Genomic DNA, 17605 nt, shown 5'->3' on the forward strand with positions numbered 1-17605 from the left:
CCGCCCGGACCTCAGGTAACACCACCCCGATCGGCCTCTCGCCGCACAGCACGCCCGTCCGTCCGGCATCCTTGTGATTGATCGCACTGTTTGAGCCGTCCGGCAAAATGGGGAACGGTCCCCATTGGCCGGTCGACATAGGAGAGAGACTCGTGGACGACGTTCTGCGGCGCGCCCCGCTCTTCGCGGCGCTCGATGACGAGCAGGCCGCGGAGCTCCGCGCCTCCATGGGCGAGGTGACCCTCGCACGCGGCGACGCCCTGTTCCACGAGGGCGACCCCGGTGACCGGCTGTACGTCGTGACCGAGGGCAAGGTGAAGCTGCACCGCACCTCCCCCGACGGCCGCGAGAACATGCTGGCCGTCCTCGGCCCCGGCGAGCTGATCGGCGAGCTGTCGCTCTTCGACCCGGGCCCGCGCACCGCCACCGCCACCGCCCTGACCGAGGTCAAGCTCCTCGGCCTCGGCCACAGCGACCTCCAGCCCTGGCTCAACGCCCGGCCCGAGGTCGCCACCGCGCTGCTGCGCGCCGTCGCCCGGCGCCTGCGCAAGACCAACGACCAGATGTCCGACCTGGTCTTCTCCGACGTCCCGGGCCGCGTGGCCCGCGCGCTCCTGGACCTGTCGCGCCGCTTCGGCGTGCAGTCCGAGGAGGGCATCCACGTCGTCCACGACCTCACGCAGGAGGAGCTGGCCCAGCTCGTCGGCGCCTCGCGCGAGACCGTGAACAAGGCGCTCGCCGACTTCGCGGGCCGCGGCTGGCTGCGCCTGGAGGCGCGCGCCGTGATCCTGCTGGACGTGGAGCGGCTCGCCAAGCGCTCGCGCTGACGAAGCTTCGCGGAGGGGCCCCGTCCGGGTGTCGGACGGGGCCCCTCCGTGCGTTCTCGGAGCCGGCGCGGCGGTGGCGGCGCGGGCCCGGACGGTGGCGGCACGGGCCGTAAATCCGTTCGCTCCCGGCCGCGCGCCGGGCAGAGTGGGGATCATGGACCACAGAGGGCTGGACGCGGACGGGTACTTCGAGCGGGACGGGTCCCTCGGGCGGATCCGGCCCGAGTTCGCCGCCCTCGTGGCCGCCGCGCGCGCCCGGCTGGCGGAGGCGTACGGGAACCGGCTGCACAGCGCCTACCTGTACGGCTCCGTGCCGCGCGGCACGGCCCGGCCGGGGCGCTCCGACCTCGACCTGCTGCTCGCCCTGCACCGGGAGCCGTCCGACGAGGACCGGGACACGGCCGAGGTGCTGGGCCGCGGCCTCGACCAGGACTTCCCGCAGATCGACGGCGTCGGCATCCTGCTGTACGGCAAGGAGCGGCTGCTCAGCGAGCGGGAGCGCCACGACCTGGGCTGGTTCCTGGCCTGCCTGTGCACCCCGCTGCTCGGCGCCGACCTGGCCGAGCACCTGCCCCGCTACCGCCCCGACAGCCTGCTCGCGCGGGAGACCAACGGCGACCTGGCCGCCCTGCTGCCCCGCTGGCGGGCCCGGTTCGAGGCGGCCTCGGAGCCCGCGGAGTTCCGCGGGATGAGCCGGTCCTTCTCCCGGCACCTGGTGCGGACCGCCTTCACCCTGGTCATGCCCGAGTGGGGCGGCTGGACCAGCGACCTCGCCGAGTCCGCGGAGGTCTTCGGCCGCTACTACCCGCAGCGGGCGGCGCAGCTGCGGGAGGCGGCCGCCGTGGCCCTCGACCCGGTCGAGGACCCGGCCGTGGTGCGCCGCTACCTGGACGACCTCGGGCCGTGGCTGGCCGCGGAGTACGGGGCCCGGCACGGCACGAAGACGCCGCGCCCGGCGGCCTGACGGACGGCTAGGCCTTGGCGGGGGCCGGTTCCAGGGACTCGACGGCCCGCTTGGCCTCCGCCAGGCCCGCGCCGGTGATCCGGCGGTACTCCTTGATGGCGGAGACGGTCCGGCCCTCGCGCATCAGCGCGCGCACGGCGTCCAGCCCCGCCGGCTCCGGCTCCTCGACGCCCAGGTGCTCCAGCACCAGGCCGAGCCGCCGCTCCAGCCGGTCGGCCCGGTCCTGCAGGGCACGCATGCGCAGGTTCACCGTCGAGGTGATCCAGCCGCCGACGGCGAGCAGCGCGAGCGCCAGGTACAGCGTGTTCATTCAGGTCCCCCCGGGATCAGTCCGTGCTCCCGAAGGTACTCGAGCTGTGCGCGCACGGACCATTCGGCGGCCGGCCACAGGGAGCGGTCCACGTCGGCGTAGACGTGGGCGACGACGGCCTCGGGGGTGAGCAGGCCGTCCTCCACGGCCGTCTCGACCTGGGCGAGCCGGTGGGCGCGGTGGGCCAGGTAGTACTCCACGGCGCCCTGGGCGTCCTCCAGGACCGGCCCGTGGCCCGGGAGCACGGTGTGGACCCCGTCGTCGACGGTGAGGGAGCGCAGGCGGCGCAGGGAGTCCAGGTAGTCGCCGAGGCGCCCGTCGGGGTGCGCGACGACCGTCGTGCCCCGGCCCAGGATGGTGTCGCCGGTCAGCACGGCCCGGTCGGCCGGCAGGTGGAAGCAGAGGGAGTCGGCGGTGTGTCCCGGGGTGGGCACGACGCGCAGCTCCAGGCCGCCGGTGCGGATCACGTTCCCCGCGGCCAGGCCCTCGTCGCCCAGGCGCAGCGCGGGGTCCAGGGCCCGCACCTTGGTGCCGGTCAGCTCGGCGAAGCGGCCGGCGCCCTCGGCGTGGTCGGAGTGGCCGTGGGTGAGGAGGGTGAGCGCGATCCGCTTGCCGGCCCGCTCGGCGGTGGCGATGACCGCCCGCAGGTGGGCCTCGTCGAGGGGGCCCGGGTCGATGACGACGGCGAGGTCCGAGTCGGGCTCGGAGACGAGCCAGGTGTTGGTGCCGTCCAGGGTCATGGCCGACGGGTTGGGGGCCAGGACGTTGACCGCGCGGGCGGTGGCCGGTCCGGAGACGACCGCTCCGCGGGGCTGGCCGGGCAGGGCCGCTGCGTCGGTCATACGGCGCCTCCTCCGAGGGTGACGCGCTTGGTGAACTCGTCGTGGCCCGGCCAGCTGAGCACGACCACGCCGTCCTCCAGCGAGGCCTCGGCCAGCACCGGGGCGAGGTCCTGCGCGCCGGCCGCCGCGAGGGCGTCGGCGGCGGCCCCGTACGGCTCCAGGGAGCGCAGGGTGGAGATGGTGGGCGGCATCATCAGCAGCTCGCCCGCGTCGTAGCCGGCGGCGGCGTCCTGCGGGCGGATCCAGACGGTCCGGTCGGCCTCGGTGGAGGCGTTGCGGGTGCGCTGGCCCTCCGGGAGGGCGGCGACGAAGAACCACGTGTCGTAGCGGCGGGGCTCGAACTCGGGGGTGATCCAGCGGGCCCACGCCCCGAGCAGGTCGGAGCGCAGCAGCAGGCCGCGGCGGTCGAGGAACTCGGCGAAGGACAGCTCGCGGCCGACGAGGGCCTCGCGGTCGGCCTCCCAGTCGTCCCCGGTGGTGTCGCCGACGACGGTGTCGGGGGTGGTCCCCGCGAGGAGGACGCCGGCCTCCTCGAAGGTCTCGCGGACCGCGCCGCAGACGATCGCCTGGGCGGTGGCGGCGTCGGTGCCGAGGCGCGCCGCCCACTGCTCCTGGTCCGGGCCGGCCCAGCCGATGCGGTGGTCCTCGTCGCGGGGGTCGACACCGCCGCCCGGATAGGCGTAGGCGCCGCCGGCGAACGCCATGGAGGCGCGGCGGCGCAGCATGTGCACGGCGGGGCCGGCGGGGGTGTCGCGGAGCAGCATCACCGTGGCGGCGCGCTTGGGCGCCGCCGGGGTGAGGGCGCCTTCCGCCAGGGCGCGGATGCGGGCGGGCCACTCCGGCGGGTACCACTGGCCTCCGGCGGGGGGCTGCTCGGGCGAGGGCTGTCCGTGCTGACCATTCGGCATGGCCGGATGCTACGGCCATCCGGCCCGATGTTCGAGGCCCCGCTTCCTCCGGCGCCGGGGGCGGGCGGGGTGGCGGGCCGCTGCGCGGAGCCGTCTCCCCGCCGTCCGCCCGTTCCCCGGGGCTCCGCCCCGGATCCCGCGCCCCGAAGGCCGGTGGGGCCGGAACCGCCCCGCGGGCGGTCCGGCCCGCAGGGCGTTCGACGCAGTCGCGCCTCGGGAAGGCGCGGGCTCAGGCGTCCGGGGCGAGTTCCACCTGGATCTCGATCTCGACCGGGGCGTCCAGCGGGAGCACCGCCACGCCGACCGCGCTGCGCGCGTGCACGCCCTTCTCGCCGAGGATCTCGCCCAGCAGCTCGCTCGCGCCGTTGAGCACGCCGGGCTGCCCCGTGAAGTCGGGGGCCGAGGCGACGAAGCCGACGACCTTCACCACACGGGCGATCCGGTCCAGGTCACCGACCACGGACTTCACGGCGGCCAGCGCGTTCAGCGCGCAGGTCGCGGCCAGCTCCTTGGCCTGCTCGGGCGAGACCTCCGCGCCGACCTTGCCGGTCAGCGGGAGCTTGCCCTGCACCATCGGGAGCTGGCCCGCGGTGTACACGTACGCGCCCGAGCGCACCGCCGGCTGGTACGTGGCCAACGGCGGGACGACCTCGGGGAGGGTCAGTCCGAGCTCGGCGATCCGGGCCTCGACGACGCCGCTCATGCCTTCTCCCGCTTGAGGTAGGCCACGAGCTGCTCGGGGTTGTTCGGGCCGGGCACGACCTGGACGAGCTCCCAGCCGTCCTCGCCCCAGGTGTCCAGGATCTGCTTGGTGGCGTGGACCAGCAGGGGGACCGTCGCGTATTCGAACTTCTTGGTCATGGGGGCGAGCGTAGCGCCTGAGCGGGAGTGGTTAGGCTCGGAGGTTGTGAGCAGGCTCCAGGTGGTCAGCGGCAAGGGCGGCACCGGCAAGACCACGGTCGCCGCCGCACTCGCGCTGGCCCTCGCGCGCGAGGGCAGGCGGACTCTTCTCGTGGAGGTCGAGGGCAGGCAGGGCATCGCACAGCTATTCGGCACGGAAGCGCTCCCCTACGAGGAGCGGAAGATCGCCGTCGCGCCCGGCGGGGGCGGCGGCGAGGTGTACGCGCTCGCCATCGACGCGGAGCGGGCGCTGCTGGACTACCTCCAGATGTTCTACAAGCTCGGGTCGGCCGGGCGCGCCCTCAAGAAGCTCGGGGCCATCGACTTCGCGACGACCATCGCGCCCGGTCTGCGGGACGTCCTGCTGACCGGCAAGGCGTGCGAGGCCGTGCGGCGCAAGGACAGGTCCGGGCGGTTCGTCTACGACCACGTGATCATGGACGCCCCGCCGACCGGGCGGATCACCCGCTTCCTGAACGTCAACGACGAGGTGGCGGGGCTGGCCCGGTTCGGGCCGATCCACAACCAGGCGCAGGCCGTCATGAAGGTGCTCAAGTCCCCGGACACCGCCGTGCACCTGGTGACCCTGCTGGAGGAGATGCCCGTCCAGGAGACCGCCGACGGGATCGGGGAACTGCGCGCCGTCGGACTCCCGTTCGGGCGCGTCATCGTCAACATGGTCCGTCCGCACCACCTGGACGAGGACACCCTGCGCACGGCCGCGGAGGGCCGCCGCACGGAGATCGCCAAGGCCCTGTCCCGGGCGGGCCTCGGCGGGGCGCGGCGCGGCGGGCTGGCCGAACGCCTGGTGGACCCGCTCCTGACGCAGGCCGCCGAGCACGCGAGCCGGGTGGAGCTGGAGCGGGAGCAGCGCCGCGTGCTGGCGGGGCTGGACGTGCCGGCGTACGAACTCCCCCTGCTGGGCTCGGGGATGGAACTGGCCGGGCTGTACGAGCTGGCGACGGAGCTGCGCAAGCAGGCGGACGCCGAATGAGCGGGGGCGGGAACACCATGGGCCTGGACACGCCGCAGCGGCTGGCGGTCGACGCGCTGCTGGACGACCCGGAGACCCGGATCATCGTGTGCTGCGGGGCGGGCGGGGTCGGCAAGACCACGACGGCCGCGGCGCTGGGCGTACGGGCGGCCGAGCGCGGGCGGAAGGTGGTCGTGCTGACCATCGACCCGGCGCGCAGGCTGGCGCAGTCGATGGGCATCGACTCGCTGGACAACACCCCGCGCAGGGTCCACGGGGTGGACGGCGACGGCGGTGAACTGCACGCCATGATGCTGGACATGAAGCGGACCTTCGACGAGATCGTCGAGGCGCACGCGGACCGCGAGCGGGCGCGGGCGATCCTGGCGAACCCCTTCTACCAGTCCCTGTCGGCCGGCTTCGCGGGCACGCAGGAGTACATGGCGATGGAGAAGCTGGGCCAGCTGCGGGCGAAGGACGACTGGGACCTGATCGTCGTGGACACCCCGCCGAGCCGGTCCGCGCTGGACTTCCTCGACGCGCCGAAACGGCTGGGGTCTTTCCTGGACGGGAAGTTCATCCGGGTGCTGATGGCCCCGGCGAAGGTCGGCGGGCGGGCCGGCATGAAGTTCCTGAACGTCGGCATGTCGATGATGACCGGCACGCTGAGCAAGCTGATGGGCGCCTCGCTGCTGAAGGACGTCCAGACCTTCGTGGCGGCGATGGACACGATGTTCGGCGGGTTCCGCACCCGTGCGGACGCAACGTTCCGCCTGCTCCAGGCACCGGGCACGGCCTTCCTGGTGGTGGCGGCCCCCGAGCCGGACGCGCTGCGCGAGGCGGCGTACTTCGTGGAGCGGCTGGCCGCGGAGAAGATGCCGCTGGCGGGCCTGGTGCTGAACCGGGTGCACGGCAGCGACGCGCCGCAGTTGTCGGCCGAGCGGGCCCTGGCGGCCGCAGAGAATCTTGAAGAAGGCGGCATTGTCGATCAGGAGTCCGGGAAGGCTGGACTTCGTGACGCCGCCGACGACGGCTCCCCCGCCGTGGACGACGTGGAAGACGCAGAGGGCACAGAGGGCACAGAGGGCGCGGAAGGCACGGCCGGTCCCGGTGACGCTGACGCGATCACCGCGGAACTGCTGCGCCTGCACGCGGAACGGATGCAGGTGATCGCGCGCGAACAGCGCACGCGTGACCGGTTCACCTCGCTGCATCCCGAGGTGGCGGTGGCCGAAGTGGCCGCCCTGCCCGGCGATGTGCACGACCTCGCCGGGCTGCGGGCCATCGGAGAGCGACTCGCGGCCGGGGCTCCGGCCGGAGCCTGACCGCGGGTGGGAGTGGTGCCGGCGCGGCGCCCGGGTGGTTACCCGGCTGCCGCGTAGGTCTCGTACTCCACGTCGATCTCCGCCGCGACATCCACGGTGAGGATGCCGGTACTGCGCTCGTACTCCGTGCGAGCGGTTTCGAGCAGCCGTCGCCACGAGGTGACGGTGGGACGCCTGCGCAACAGCGCGCGCCGTTCCCGCTCGGTCATTCCGCCCCACACTCCGAACTCGACACGATTGTCGAGCGCGTCGGCCAGGCACTCGGTCCGCACCGGGCATCCGGTGCACACCGCCTTGGCCCTGTTCTGTGCCGCTCCTTGAACGAACAGTTCATCCGGATCGGTAGTGCGGCAGGCTGCCTGCGCACTCCAGTCGGTTACCCAGCCCATCCCGGTGCCGTCCTCTCCCGAATCGAGGCTCCCCCACGGCGGTAGCGGCATATTCACCGCTGCCAGTTGAGGACGTTACGGAAGGCGGGGACGGTGCAACACCCCCGACGGGCCCAATCTTGAATGGTCCGAACGGACTATGGGTAAGCGGCAGATCACCCGACGGAGTGATCCGGCGACATGCCCGACCATTCCGGCGATTCGGGTGAAATCAGGGAAGCGCCAGTGAGCCGCCGTCAGAGCGAAGGGCGAGATTCGGACATGCGTCCACCCCATTCGGGAAGGGTGAAAATCAAGCCGAGGGGTTGATGTCGCACCACACTGCTGTGACAGTTGGGGACAGCTTAGGCCAAGGCATTCGCACGTGTCCGGCGAATGAGAACGTAGGCTTCCCTCCATGGGAAAGAAGCGCTCGGGCGCAGGGCTCACGGGGCCGCAGCAGGCCACCAGGTTCCTCGGTTTGTCGGTTCTCTCCGGAGTCGTTCTCGCCGGCATCGCGATCCCGGGCGCCGGTGCGCTGGGCCTCGCCGCCAAGGGCACCGTCGAGGGCTTCGATGAGATCCCGGCCAATCTCAAAACGCCTCCGCTGAGCCAGCGGACCACCATTCTGGACGCCGAGGGTGGCCTGATCGCCACGGTGTACTCGCGGGACCGGCAGGTGGTACCGCTCACGGCCATCTCGCCGTACATGCAGAAGGCGATCGTCGCGATCGAGGACTCCCGGTTCTACGAGCACGGCGCCGTCGACCTCAAGGGCATCCTGCGCGCGGTCAACCGCAACGCGCAGGAGGGCGGCGCGGCGCAGGGCGCCTCCACCCTGACGCAGCAGTACGTGAAGAACGTCTTCGTCGAGGAGGCCGGCGACGACCCGGCCAAGGTCGCCGAGGCCCAGCAGAAGAGCCTGGGCCGCAAGATCCGCGAGCTGAAGTACTCGATCCAGGTCGAGGAGGAGCTCGGGAAGAAGAAGATCCTCGAGAACTACCTCAACATCACCTACTTCGGGCAGGCGGCGTACGGGATCGAGTCCGCGGCCCAGCGCTACTTCAGCAAGCCGGCCAAGGACCTGACCCTGGACGAGTCGGCCCTGCTGGCCGGCGTCGTCCAGTCGCCGAGCCGGTTCGACCCGGTGAACGACGCGCAGGAGGCGATGAAGCGCCGCAACGTCGTGCTCCAGCGGATGGCCGACGTGAAGGACATCTCGCAGGCGCAGGCGGACGAGGCGAAGAAGCTGCCGGTCACCCTGAAGGTGACCCGCCCGAAGAACGGCTGCATCACCGCGGTCAAGGGCGCGGGCTTCTTCTGCGACTACGTGCGCAACACCTTCCTGTCCGACACGGTCTTCGGCAAGACCCGCGAGGAGCGGGCGAAGATCTGGAACCAGGGCGGCCTGACGATCCGCACCACCCTGGACCCGCAGTCGCAGGACGCCGCGAACAACTCGATCCGGGACCACGTCAACCAGGACGACTCGATCGCCACGGCCGTGACCATGGTCCAGCCGGGCACGGGCCGGGTCCTGGCGATGGGCCAGTCCAAGCCGTACGGCTTCGGGAAGAACGAGACCCAGATCAACTACTCCGTCGACAAGCGGATGGGCGGCTCCAACTTCGGCTTCCAGGTGGGCTCCACGTTCAAGCCCTTCATCGCGGCCGCGGCCATAGAGAAGGGCATGGAGCCGACGAAGGTCTACTCGGCGCCGAACAAGATGGAGTACCCGAGCCCGGTGGCCCGCTGCGAGGGCTCGCCGCCCTGGCAGAACCTGCCGCTGGCCGGGGGCAAGATGCAGACCGCCGAGAACGAGACGGCGGACGAGCAGGGCCCGTACGCGCTGAAGACGGCGATGGAGAAGTCCATCAACACCTACTTCGTGCAGATGATCTCGGACATCGGGCTCTGCCCGGTGACGGAGATGACGCAGAAGCTCGGCGTGGTCCCGGCCAGCGGGGTGAAGCTGCCCGAGGAGCCGTCCATCGCGCTCGGCTCCGCCGAGATGTCCCCGCTGACGATGGCCAACGCGTACGCCACCTTCGCCAACCGGGGCGTGTACTGCACCCCGATCGCCCTGGAGTCGATCACCGACGCCCACGGCAAGGCCCTGGCGGTGCCGAAGAGCAAGTGCGAGCGGGCGATGTCCCAGGACACCGCCGACACGATCAACACCCTGCTGCGCGGAGTGGTCGACTCCGGCACCGGTGAGAAGGCCGGCCTGACCGACCGCGACAACGCGGGCAAGACCGGTACCACCGACGGCCGGTACAACGCCTGGTTCGTCGGCTACACCCCGAACATGTCCGGTGCGGTGTGGGTCGGCTCGGGCGGCGCGAAGAAGATCACGATGGAGGACATCACCATCGGCGGCCAGTACTACCCGAAGGTCTTCGGCGGTGGTCTGCCCGGCCCGATCTGGAAGGACGCGGTCTCGGGCGCGCTCGCCGGCCGCGAGGCCCCGGCCTTCGCCAACGTCCACATCCCCGACCCCTCGGTCGCGGGCGGCGGCGGCAACGGGAACGGGAACGGGAACGGCAACAACGGCGGCGGCCGGGGCACCACCCCGAACCCGCCGACGACCCCGCGCAAGCCCGGGAAGCCCGGCAAGCCCGGCGGCGACAACAAGCCCGGGGACAACCGCGCCGGCGCCGGCGGCGCGGGCGACACCCCGGCCAACCCGCCGACCATCCCGATCCCCGGACTGCCCGCGGACCCGGGCACGATCGGCGGCGACAAGACCCCGTGACAGGGCGACGAGAACGGGGAGGGCCCCGGCCGGATGATCCGGCCGGGGCCCTCCCCGTTCTTCTCCTGCCGACGGGTGCCCCGCCTACGAGAGCTGCTTCTTGACGGCGGCGGCGACGCGGCCGCCCTCCGCCAGACCCGCCACCTTCGGGTTCACGATCTTCATGACGGCACCCATGGCCCGCGGGCCCTCGGCGCCCGCCGCCCGGGCCTCCTCGACCGCCTGCGCCACGATCGCGTCGAGCTCGTCGTCGCCGAGCTGCTTGGGCAGGTAGGCGTCGAGGAACTCGCCCTCCGCCGTCTCGCGCGCGGCCTGCTCGTCGCGGCCGCCCTGGGCGAAGGCCTCCGCGGCCTCGCGGCGCTTCTTCGCCTCCTTCGCGATCACCTTGAGGACTTCCTCGTCGGAGAGGACGCGCGCCTCCTTGCCCGCGACCTCCTCCTTGGTGATGGCGGCGAGGGTCAGGCGCAGCGTGGACGAACCGAGTTCGTCGCGCGCCTTGATGGCGGTGGTGAGGTCTTCCTGGAGCTTGGCCTTGAGCGTGGTCATGCCCTTGAGTCTGCCAGGTGCGGGGGCTGCGGCGCCCATCGGTTTTCCGCGTCTGCGACCATGGGGCCATGCGCGCGCGTTACGGAGTACCCCTGAAGGTCACCGCCGGAATCGCGGCGGTGGGGGCCGCGGGAGTGGCCTACGCCGCCGGGTTCGAGGCCCGCTCCTTCCGGCTGCGCCGGGTGACCGTCCCCGTGCTCCCCGCCGGGGCCCGCCCGCTGCGCGTGCTCCAGGTGTCGGACATCCACATGGTCGGCGGGCAGCGCAAGAAGCGCGCCTGGCTCCAGTCCCTGGCGGGGCTGCGCCCCGACTTCGTCGTCAACACGGGTGACAACCTCTCGGACACCGAGGGCGTGCCGGAGCTCCTCGACGCGCTCGGCCCGCTGATGGAGTTCCCCGGTGTGTACGTCTTCGGCTCGAACGACTACTACGGGCCGCGGCTGCGCAACCCCGGGCGCTACCTGATCGAGAAGGCCCAGGGCCGGCACGGCCTGAACGGCAACAAGCCGGTCGTCGGAGCCGTCCACAACCCGTGGGAGGGGATGCGGGACGCCTTCGACGCGGCGGGCTGGCTCAACCTGACCAACACCCGGGCGCGGCTGAAGCTGAACGGCATGGAGCTGGCGTTCACCGGCCTCGACGACCCGCACATCAAGCGCGACCGCTACGAGCGGGTCGCGGGCGGCCCGGAGGCGGACGCGGACTTGTCGATCGCCGTCGTGCACGCCCCGTACCTGCGGGTACTGGAGTCCTTCACCGCCGACCGGTACCCGCTGATCCTCGCCGGGCACACGCACGGCGGGCAGCTGTGCGTCCCCTTCTACGGGGCCCTGGTGACCAACTGCGACCTCGACACGAAGCGGGTGAAGGGCCTGTCCACGTACGAGACCGGGGGCGAGCGCTCCTACCTGCACGTCTCGGCGGGCTGCGGCACCAACCGCTTCACCCCGGTCCGCTTCGCCTGCCCCCCGGAGGCCACCCTCCTGACCCTGGCCCCCCGGGCCTAGGACCCCCGCGGGGCCCTCGCGAGAACCGGATTTCGTCTCCGGCGCCGGGTCCGCTAAAGTAATCGATGTCGCCAGGCAGAAACGCCAGGGCGGCGATCGGGGTGTAGCGCAGCTTGGCAGCGCGCTTCGTTCGGGACGAAGAGGTCGTGGGTTCAAATCCCGCCACCCCGACAGTGTTTGACAGCGAAGGGCCTGATCCACGTCAGTGGATCAGGCCCTTCGCTGTTGTGCGTTCCCGTGCGTGACCGGATGACCTCGGGTGACCGGGGTGGCCGCGCGTGAGGTGCGGGTGGGGCCCGGGGGTGCTGCAATGCCCGGAGGGGCCGGCGGCCGGTGCAGAGGTGCGGGCGCGGGTGCGGTGGCTCCGGCGGAGCGGGCCGTCCCGGCGGCCCGGAAGGAGTGGCCATGACGGCGACCCAGGCGGGGGAGGCGGAGCTGCTGCGGGGGCTGCTGACGACGCCCGAGTACCGCAAGACGCTCGCGCTGTGCGCGCTGATCGGCATCCCGGTGTCGCTGGTGTGCTTCTGGTTCCTGGCCGGGCTGCACGAGCTGCAGCACCTGTTGTGGGACAGCCTGCCGAAGGGACTGGGGTGGGAGGGGCCCCCGTGGTGGTGGCCGCTGCCGTTGCTGCTGGTCGCGGGTGTCGTCGTGGGCTGGGTGGCCCTCCGGCTGCCCGGTGCGGGCGGGCACGTTCCGGCGGCCGGCCTGGCCATGGGCGGGACCTCGTCCAAGGCGCTGCCCGGGGTGGTGCTCGCCGCGGCCGCGAGCCTGCCGTTCGGTGCGGTCCTGGGTCCCGAGGCGCCGCTGATCGCCCTGGGCGGCGGCCTCGCGCTGCTGCTGCGGGACCTGGCGCGCGGGCCGGGTACCCCGCAGGCCAGTGTGCTGATGGGGGTGGCGGGCGCGGCCGCGGCCATCTCCGCGATCTTCGGGAGCCCGCTGATCGCGGCCGTGCTGCTGATCGAGGTGGTGGGGGTGGGCGGGCCGCAGCTGGTCGCCGTCATGCTGCCCGCGCTGCTCTCCAGCGGGCTGGGGGCGCTGGTGTTCACCGGGTTCGGCCGGTGGACCGGGCTGAAGACCGGCGGCCTGACCGTCAGGATCCCCGGTGCGGTTCCCCGGCTGGACGCGCCGGACGTGGGCTGGGGGCTGCTGCTGGCGGTCGCCCTGGCGGTGGTGCTGCGGCTGACGGTGGGCGCGGGTCGGCGCGTGGCCGGCTACGTCACCCGGCGGACCGTCGCCCGTACGGCGCTGTGCGCGCTCGGCGCCGGGGCGTGCGCGGCCGTCTACGCCCTGGTCACCGGCCGGTCCCCGGCGGAGGTGGCCTCCTCCGGGCAGGCCATGATGGCCCCGCTGGTGGAGAACCCTCAGTCCTGGGCGGTGGGGGTGCTGGTGGCCGTCCTGCTGTGCAAGACGGTCGCGTACGCCCTGTGCCTGGGCAGCCTGCGCGGCGGCCCGATCTTCCCGGCCCTCTTCCTGGGCTGCGCGGCCGGGGTGCTGGCGGCTCCGCTGCCGGGCCTGGGGGTGCTGCCGGCCGTGACCGCGGGGCTGGCCGCGGGGGCGGCCAGCGTGCTGCGGCTGCCGGTCAGTAGCGCGGTGATGGCGCTGGTGCTGGTCGACAGCCCGGGGATGACGCCGGTGGCGATCCTGGCGACGGTCGCCGCGCTGATCACCGCCGAGCTGCCGGTGGGGCACCGGCGCCGCAGGCCGGCGGAGCCCGCCGCCCGGCCGGCCTGATCCCGCGGGCCCCCGGACCGGCCGCGGCCCGGGTGTCCCCCTGCGGCTACGCGTCCAGCGGGTTCGCCGCGATGCGCTCGGCCGCGCCGCCCGCGACGTACGCGGCCGCCGCGCAGGAGGGCTTGCGGGCCGCCTGGTCCTCGACCAGGGCCAGGAAGGAGGCGCCGAATCCGAGGCGGGGGCGGTCGGCCAGCAGGGCGGTGCGGAAGGCGGGGTCGAAGTCGGGGACGCGCAGGCCCGAGACGTCCGCGCTCGTGCCCACCTGGAGGAGGTGGCTCTCGACGTCCTCGGCGGCGGTGACGTCGTCGCGCATGTGCCGCACGATCACCTCCTCCGCCCGGGCCCGGCGGGCCGGGTCCCAGCCCAGGCCCGCCGTGAAGACGCGGGCCACGTGGCCGCCGGCCTCCTCGAAGGGGAGGGTGTGGCTGTCGAACGGCGCGGTCAGGCCCAGGTCGTGGAGCAGGGCGCTGACGTAGAAGAGCTCGGCGTCGTACGCGAGGCCGTGCTGGCGCGCGTACTCCGCGCCGAAGGCGTAGGAGCGGACGGAGTGGTTGAGCAGGGCGGGGTCTGCGTACTCCGAGGCGATCTCGAAGGCGCGGCGGGCCGTGTCGGAGTCAAGGTTGTGAAGGGTCCACGTCATGCACCGCACCTTAGAGGGGCGGGGTGAAGTCCACGTCCGACGGCCCGACTTCTCCCGGCCACCACAGCCGGGTCGGTGCCGGCGGGGTCTCGGCGAGGACCGTGCCGCGCGCGACCACGTACCGCGGGCGGACCTGGCGGCGGACCGCCTCCGCGGGGGTCGGCGCGGGGAGGAGGACGAAGGAGGCGGGCGCGCCCTCGGTCACGCCGTACTCGTCCGGGCCCAGCCCGAGCACGCGGGCCGCGCACTCCGTCACCATGGAGAAGGCGAGCGGGACCTCCTCGGCCCCGGTGAGCTGGGCGGCGTACAGGCCGACGAGGGCGGTCTGGAGCGGGTTGGCGGTGCCGAGCGCGTTCCAGGGGTCCATCACGTCGTCGTGCCCGAAGGCCACGTTGACCCCGGCGGCCAGCATCTCCTTGACCTGGGTGAGGCCGCGCCGCTTGGGGTAGGCGTCGAAGCGGCCCTGGAGGTTGAGGTTGGCGAAGGGGTTGGCGACCAGGTTGATCCCCGAACGCGACAGGAGCCGCTGGAGCTTGAGGCTGTAGGCGCCGTTGTAGGAGCCCATGGCCGTCGTGTGGGAGGCGGTGGCCCGCTCGCGCAGCCCCGTGCGCAGGGCGAGGGTGGCGAGGACCTCCACGAAGCGGGACTGTTCGTCGTCGATCTCGTCGCAGTGGGCGTCGACCCGCAGCCCGTGCTCCTCGGCCAGCGCGAAGGCGGTCCGCAGGGAGGCGATCCCGTCCTCGCGGGTGTCCTCGAAGTGGGGGATCGCGCCGACGACGTCCGCTCCGCGCACGACGGCCTCGCGCAGCAGGGCCGCCCCGTCGGGAAAGGAGACGATGCCCTCCTGCGGGAAGGCCGTGATCTGGAGGGTCACCACGTCCCGGACCCGGTCGCGGACCTCCAGCAGGGCGTCGAGGGCGGTCAGGGACGGATCGGTGACGTCGCAGTGCGTGCGCACGTGCAGGACGCCCTGGGCGGCCTGCCAGCGCAGCACCTCGGTGGCCCGCGCGATCACGTCCTCGCGGGTCAGGGTCCGCTTGCGCTCGCTCCAGCGGGCGATGCCCTCCCAGAGGGTGCCGGAGGCGTTAGGGCGCGGCTGCCCGGCGGTCAGGGCGGTGTCCAGGTGGATGTGCGGCTCGACGAAAGGGGCGCTGAGCAGCCCGCCGTGGGCCTCGATGAGCACGCCCGTGGCGGGCGGCTCCTTCTGGTCGTCGTACGGCAGGACGCGTGCGATGCGTCCGTCCTCGGCGACCTCCACGTCGTGGAGGCCCTCCTCGTGCAGCAGCCGGGCGCCCCGGACGATCATCCGCATCCCGCCAGGCTAGGGCGACGCGGTCCGTGTTTCACGTGAAACACGGACCGTGACCGGATGTCGGGGGTTCAGCCGCGCTTGGCCTGCGCCTTCTGCTGCATGCCGCGCGTCTGCGCGGAGAGGGACTGGGCCTCGCGGCCCGCGGCCTTGGCCCGCGCCTCGGCCGCCGTGTTCTTGGCCATCGCGCGCTCGGAGTCCTGATGGCCGTGATGACCGGTACGGGCCTGCTTGGTCATGATCAACACCCTTTCGGGAAACGCTCGGCGTACGCCCTCCACCATGCCCCCGTTCGGCGCAGTCGGCATCCCGGCGGCCCGTCGGCCGGTCAGGCAAGAATGGAGGGCATGACCAGCAGCGACAGCGATCTGACCTCCGGCGGGACCCCCGCTTCCGAGATGCCCGACTGGGAGAAGCGGTTCCGGGCCCCGCGCGTGGGGCTGCCCGAATGGGCCGAGGACGCCCCGGACCGCTCGCTCTTCGTGTCGAACGCCACCGGTACCTACGAGCTCTACGCGTGGGACCGCGCCACCGGCACGCAGCGCCAGGCCACCGACCGCCCCCACGGCACCACCGACGGCACCCTCTCCCCCGACGGGGAGTGGATCTGGTGGTTCTGCGACACCGACGGCGACGAGTTCGGCACCTGGGTCCGCCAGCCCTTCGCCGGCGGCCCCGACGAGCCCGCCACGCCCGGCCTGGAACCCTCCTACCCCGCCGGGCTGGCCATCGGCCGCGACGGGACGGCGGTGGTCGGCCGGTCCACCGACGAGGAGGGCTCCACCATCCACGTCGTCCGGCCCGGCGGCAGCGCCCCGGCCGTGATCTACCGGCACCGCGAGTCGGCCGGGGTCGGCGACCTCTCCCGCGACGGCACCCTGGTCGCGATCGAGCACACCGAGCACGGCGACGCGATGCACTCGGCGCTGCGCGTGGTCACCCTCGACGGGGCCACCGTCGCGGAGCTGGACGACTCGCGCGGCGGCACCGAGGAGCTGGGCCTGGAGGTGCTGGGCTTCGCGCCCGTCCCGGGGGACACCCGGCTGCTGGTCGGCCACCAGCGTCGCGGCCGCTGGGAGCCGATGGTGTGGGACGTGGCCACGGGCGCCCAGGAGGACCTCGCGATCGAGCTCCCGGGCGACGTGAGCGCCGAGTGGTACCCCGACGGGGCCGCGCTGCTCATCGAGCACAGCTTCGAGGCGCGCGACGAGCTGTGGCGCTACGACCTGGCCGCTCGGGAGCTCGTCCGGGTGGACACTCCCCCGGGTTCGGTGTCGGGGGCCACGGCGCGCCCGGACGGGACGGTGGAGTACCAGTGGTCCTCGGCCGCCGAGCCGGCCTCCGTACGGTCCACCGCGGGCGGGGTCGTGCTGGACCCGCCCGGGTTCCGGCCGCCCGGTTCGGTGCCGGTGGAGGACGTGTGGGTGGAGGGCCCGGGCGGGCGGATCCACGCGCTCGCGCAGCGCCCGGCGGGCCGTGGCGAGGGCCCCTTCCCGACCGTCTTCGAGATCCACGGCGGGCCCACCTGGCACGACTCCGACTCCTTCGCGGCGGCCCCGGCGGCCTGGCTGGACCACGGCTTCGCGGTGGTCCGGGTCAACTACCGGGGCTCGACGGGCTACGGCCGGGAGTGGACGGACGCCCTCAAGCACCGGGTCGGCCTGATCGAGCTGGAGGACATCTCGGCGGTCCGCGCGTGGGCCGTCTCCTCGGGACTTGCGGACCCGGCGCGGCTGGTGCTGTCCGGCGGCTCCTGGGGCGGCTACCTGACCCTGCTGGGCATCGGGACGCGGCCCGACGACTGGGCGGTGGGACTGGCCGCCGTACCGGTGGCGGACTACGTGACGGCCTACCACGACGAGATGGAGGCGCTGAAGTCCCTGGACCGCACCCTCTTCGGCGGCACGCCCGAGGAGGTCCCCGAGCGCTTCGAGGCCTCCTCGCCGCTGACGTACGTGGACGCGGTGAAGGCGCCCGTGTACATCGCGGCGGGCGTGAACGATCCGCGCTGCCCGATCCGGCAGATCGACCACTACGTCGACCGGCTCGTGGCGCGCGGCGCGGTCCACGAGGTGTACCGCTACGACGCGGGGCACGGCTCGCTGGTGGTGGAGGAGCGGATCAAGCAGGTCCGGATGGAGCTGGAATTCGCCCTGAAGCACCTGCCGCAGGGGCTGCCGCGCTGACCCGGCACCGGGCT

The 17605-nt window shown here is 73.1% G+C and carries 18 protein-coding genes and 1 tRNA gene; 9 read left to right on the top strand and 10 right to left on the bottom strand.

Annotation, left to right across the window (positions count from 1 at the left end):
- Nucleotides 1-152: 152 nt before the first annotated feature.
- Complete coding sequence (locus tag ACIRBY_RS12145) at nucleotides 153-827, top strand: Crp/Fnr family transcriptional regulator (protein WP_042811540.1); 675 nt, start codon at nucleotides 153-155, stop codon at nucleotides 825-827.
- Between the two features lie 154 nt (nucleotides 828-981).
- Nucleotides 982-1791: a nucleotidyltransferase domain-containing protein gene (locus tag ACIRBY_RS12150; RefSeq protein WP_403899777.1), complete on the top strand. Its 810-nt coding sequence runs from the start codon at nucleotides 982-984 to the stop codon at nucleotides 1789-1791.
- Between the two features lie 7 nt (nucleotides 1792-1798).
- On the opposite strand, the gene ACIRBY_RS12155 is transcribed toward ACIRBY_RS12150, so the two are convergent.
- The 5 genes from ACIRBY_RS12155 to ACIRBY_RS12175 all read right to left on the bottom strand — a co-directional run bounded on the left by ACIRBY_RS12155 (nucleotide 1799) and on the right by ACIRBY_RS12175 (nucleotide 4712).
- The gene (locus ACIRBY_RS12155) at nucleotides 1799-2101 is read right to left on the bottom strand and encodes a hypothetical protein (RefSeq protein ID WP_403899780.1); all 303 of its coding nucleotides are present in this window, start codon (nucleotides 2099-2101) and stop codon (nucleotides 1799-1801) included.
- Nucleotides 2098-2943, bottom strand: coding sequence for an MBL fold metallo-hydrolase (locus ACIRBY_RS12160; protein ID WP_403899783.1), 846 nt, complete (start codon nucleotides 2941-2943; stop codon nucleotides 2098-2100). Before ACIRBY_RS12160 ends, ACIRBY_RS12155 begins: the two co-directional genes overlap by 4 nt.
- A complete protein-coding gene (locus tag ACIRBY_RS12165) occupies nucleotides 2940-3851 on the bottom strand; it encodes an NUDIX hydrolase (RefSeq protein WP_403899786.1) in 912 nt (303 codons plus the stop codon). Before ACIRBY_RS12165 ends, ACIRBY_RS12160 begins: the two co-directional genes overlap by 4 nt.
- Before the next feature lie 229 nt (nucleotides 3852-4080).
- Nucleotides 4081-4554 carry a RidA family protein gene (locus ACIRBY_RS12170; RefSeq protein ID WP_403899789.1) on the bottom strand — a complete coding sequence of 158 codons (474 nt, stop codon included), beginning with the start codon at nucleotides 4552-4554 and terminating at the stop codon, nucleotides 4081-4083.
- Entirely contained in the window at nucleotides 4551-4712 is a 162-nt protein-coding gene (locus tag ACIRBY_RS12175; protein ID WP_007264966.1) for a DUF4177 domain-containing protein, read from the bottom strand. The genes ACIRBY_RS12170 and ACIRBY_RS12175 overlap by 4 nt, the downstream gene beginning before the upstream one ends.
- 46 nt (nucleotides 4713-4758) lie before the next feature.
- Here ACIRBY_RS12175 and ACIRBY_RS12180 point away from each other — a divergent pair, with 46 nt between their 5' ends.
- Both ACIRBY_RS12180 and ACIRBY_RS12185 read left to right on the top strand, forming a co-directional pair.
- Nucleotides 4759-5745 carry an ArsA-related P-loop ATPase gene (locus ACIRBY_RS12180; RefSeq protein WP_403899792.1) on the top strand — a complete coding sequence of 329 codons (987 nt, stop codon included), beginning with the start codon at nucleotides 4759-4761 and terminating at the stop codon, nucleotides 5743-5745.
- Entirely contained in the window at nucleotides 5742-7049 is a 1308-nt protein-coding gene (locus ACIRBY_RS12185) for an ArsA family ATPase (RefSeq protein WP_403899795.1), read from the top strand. The genes ACIRBY_RS12180 and ACIRBY_RS12185 overlap by 4 nt, the downstream gene beginning before the upstream one ends.
- 38 nt (nucleotides 7050-7087) lie before the next feature.
- On the opposite strand, the gene ACIRBY_RS12190 is transcribed toward ACIRBY_RS12185, so the two are convergent.
- A complete protein-coding gene (locus ACIRBY_RS12190; RefSeq protein WP_052291094.1) occupies nucleotides 7088-7438 on the bottom strand; it encodes a WhiB family transcriptional regulator in 351 nt (116 codons plus the stop codon).
- 397 nt (nucleotides 7439-7835) lie between these two features.
- Between ACIRBY_RS12190 and ACIRBY_RS12195 the strand changes: the two genes are divergently transcribed.
- Entirely contained in the window at nucleotides 7836-10172 is a 2337-nt protein-coding gene (locus ACIRBY_RS12195; RefSeq protein WP_403899798.1) for a transglycosylase domain-containing protein, read from the top strand.
- A gap of 84 nt (nucleotides 10173-10256) precedes the next feature.
- Here the strand turns inward: ACIRBY_RS12195 and ACIRBY_RS12200 are convergent, their stop codons facing one another.
- Nucleotides 10257-10718 carry a GatB/YqeY domain-containing protein gene (locus tag ACIRBY_RS12200; RefSeq protein WP_403899801.1) on the bottom strand — a complete coding sequence of 154 codons (462 nt, stop codon included), beginning with the start codon at nucleotides 10716-10718 and terminating at the stop codon, nucleotides 10257-10259.
- 68 nt (nucleotides 10719-10786) lie between these two features.
- On the opposite strand from ACIRBY_RS12200, the gene ACIRBY_RS12205 reads away from it, so the two are divergent.
- The 3 genes from ACIRBY_RS12205 to ACIRBY_RS12215 all read left to right on the top strand — a co-directional run bounded on the left by ACIRBY_RS12205 (nucleotide 10787) and on the right by ACIRBY_RS12215 (nucleotide 13456).
- Complete coding sequence (locus ACIRBY_RS12205; RefSeq protein WP_403899803.1) at nucleotides 10787-11725, top strand: metallophosphoesterase; 939 nt, start codon at nucleotides 10787-10789, stop codon at nucleotides 11723-11725.
- 97 nt (nucleotides 11726-11822) lie between these two features.
- Nucleotides 11823-11896 (top strand) — tRNA-Pro (locus tag ACIRBY_RS12210).
- 234 nt (nucleotides 11897-12130) lie between these two features.
- Entirely contained in the window at nucleotides 12131-13456 is a 1326-nt protein-coding gene (locus tag ACIRBY_RS12215; protein ID WP_403899806.1) for a chloride channel protein, read from the top strand.
- Nucleotides 13457-13502: 46 nt separating this feature from the next.
- Here the strand turns inward: ACIRBY_RS12215 and ACIRBY_RS12220 are convergent, their stop codons facing one another.
- The 3 genes from ACIRBY_RS12220 to ACIRBY_RS12230 form a co-directional block, all read right to left on the bottom strand.
- On the bottom strand, nucleotides 13503-14096 hold the full coding sequence (locus ACIRBY_RS12220) for an HD domain-containing protein (protein ID WP_403899809.1): 594 nt from the start codon (nucleotides 14094-14096) through the stop codon (nucleotides 13503-13505).
- A gap of 10 nt (nucleotides 14097-14106) precedes the next feature.
- The gene (gene codA / locus ACIRBY_RS12225) at nucleotides 14107-15408 is read right to left on the bottom strand and encodes a cytosine deaminase (protein WP_403899811.1); all 1302 of its coding nucleotides are present in this window, start codon (nucleotides 15406-15408) and stop codon (nucleotides 14107-14109) included.
- Between the two features lie 68 nt (nucleotides 15409-15476).
- Entirely contained in the window at nucleotides 15477-15644 is a 168-nt protein-coding gene (locus tag ACIRBY_RS12230; protein WP_403899813.1) for a hypothetical protein, read from the bottom strand.
- A gap of 99 nt (nucleotides 15645-15743) precedes the next feature.
- Here ACIRBY_RS12230 and ACIRBY_RS12235 point away from each other — a divergent pair, with 99 nt between their 5' ends.
- The gene (locus ACIRBY_RS12235) at nucleotides 15744-17591 is read left to right on the top strand and encodes a prolyl oligopeptidase family serine peptidase (protein ID WP_403899815.1); all 1848 of its coding nucleotides are present in this window, start codon (nucleotides 15744-15746) and stop codon (nucleotides 17589-17591) included.
- The last annotated feature ends 14 nt before the right edge of the window (nucleotides 17592-17605 follow it).

The sequence above is a fragment of the Streptomyces sp. NPDC096136 genome, from assembly GCF_044763325.1.
Lineage (GTDB): Bacteria > Actinomycetota > Actinomycetes > Streptomycetales > Streptomycetaceae > Streptomyces.

Coding starts and splice junctions, on each gene's coding strand:
- ACIRBY_RS12170 (WP_403899789.1), bottom strand. CDS start 4,554: ATGAGCGGCGTCGTCGAGGCCCGGATCGCCGAGCTCGGACTGACCCTC.
- ACIRBY_RS12190 (WP_052291094.1), bottom strand. CDS start 7,438: ATGGGCTGGGTAACCGACTGGAGTGCGCAGGCAGCCTGCCGCACTACC.
- ACIRBY_RS12230 (WP_403899813.1), bottom strand. CDS start 15,644: ATGACCAAGCAGGCCCGTACCGGTCATCACGGCCATCAGGACTCCGAG.
- ACIRBY_RS12165 (WP_403899786.1), bottom strand. CDS start 3,851: ATGCCGAATGGTCAGCACGGACAGCCCTCGCCCGAGCAGCCCCCCGCC.
- ACIRBY_RS12160 (WP_403899783.1), bottom strand. CDS start 2,943: ATGACCGACGCAGCGGCCCTGCCCGGCCAGCCCCGCGGAGCGGTCGTC.
- ACIRBY_RS12200 (WP_403899801.1), bottom strand. CDS start 10,718: ATGACCACGCTCAAGGCCAAGCTCCAGGAAGACCTCACCACCGCCATC.
- codA (WP_403899811.1), bottom strand. CDS start 15,408: ATGCGGATGATCGTCCGGGGCGCCCGGCTGCTGCACGAGGAGGGCCTC.
- ACIRBY_RS12185 (WP_403899795.1), top strand. CDS start 5,742: ATGAGCGGGGGCGGGAACACCATGGGCCTGGACACGCCGCAGCGGCTG.
- ACIRBY_RS12150 (WP_403899777.1), top strand. CDS start 982: ATGGACCACAGAGGGCTGGACGCGGACGGGTACTTCGAGCGGGACGGG.
- ACIRBY_RS12155 (WP_403899780.1), bottom strand. CDS start 2,101: ATGAACACGCTGTACCTGGCGCTCGCGCTGCTCGCCGTCGGCGGCTGG.
- ACIRBY_RS12175 (WP_007264966.1), bottom strand. CDS start 4,712: ATGACCAAGAAGTTCGAATACGCGACGGTCCCCCTGCTGGTCCACGCC.
- ACIRBY_RS12215 (WP_403899806.1), top strand. CDS start 12,131: ATGACGGCGACCCAGGCGGGGGAGGCGGAGCTGCTGCGGGGGCTGCTG.
- ACIRBY_RS12195 (WP_403899798.1), top strand. CDS start 7,836: ATGGGAAAGAAGCGCTCGGGCGCAGGGCTCACGGGGCCGCAGCAGGCC.
- ACIRBY_RS12205 (WP_403899803.1), top strand. CDS start 10,787: ATGCGCGCGCGTTACGGAGTACCCCTGAAGGTCACCGCCGGAATCGCG.
- ACIRBY_RS12220 (WP_403899809.1), bottom strand. CDS start 14,096: ATGACGTGGACCCTTCACAACCTTGACTCCGACACGGCCCGCCGCGCC.
- ACIRBY_RS12235 (WP_403899815.1), top strand. CDS start 15,744: ATGGAGGGCATGACCAGCAGCGACAGCGATCTGACCTCCGGCGGGACC.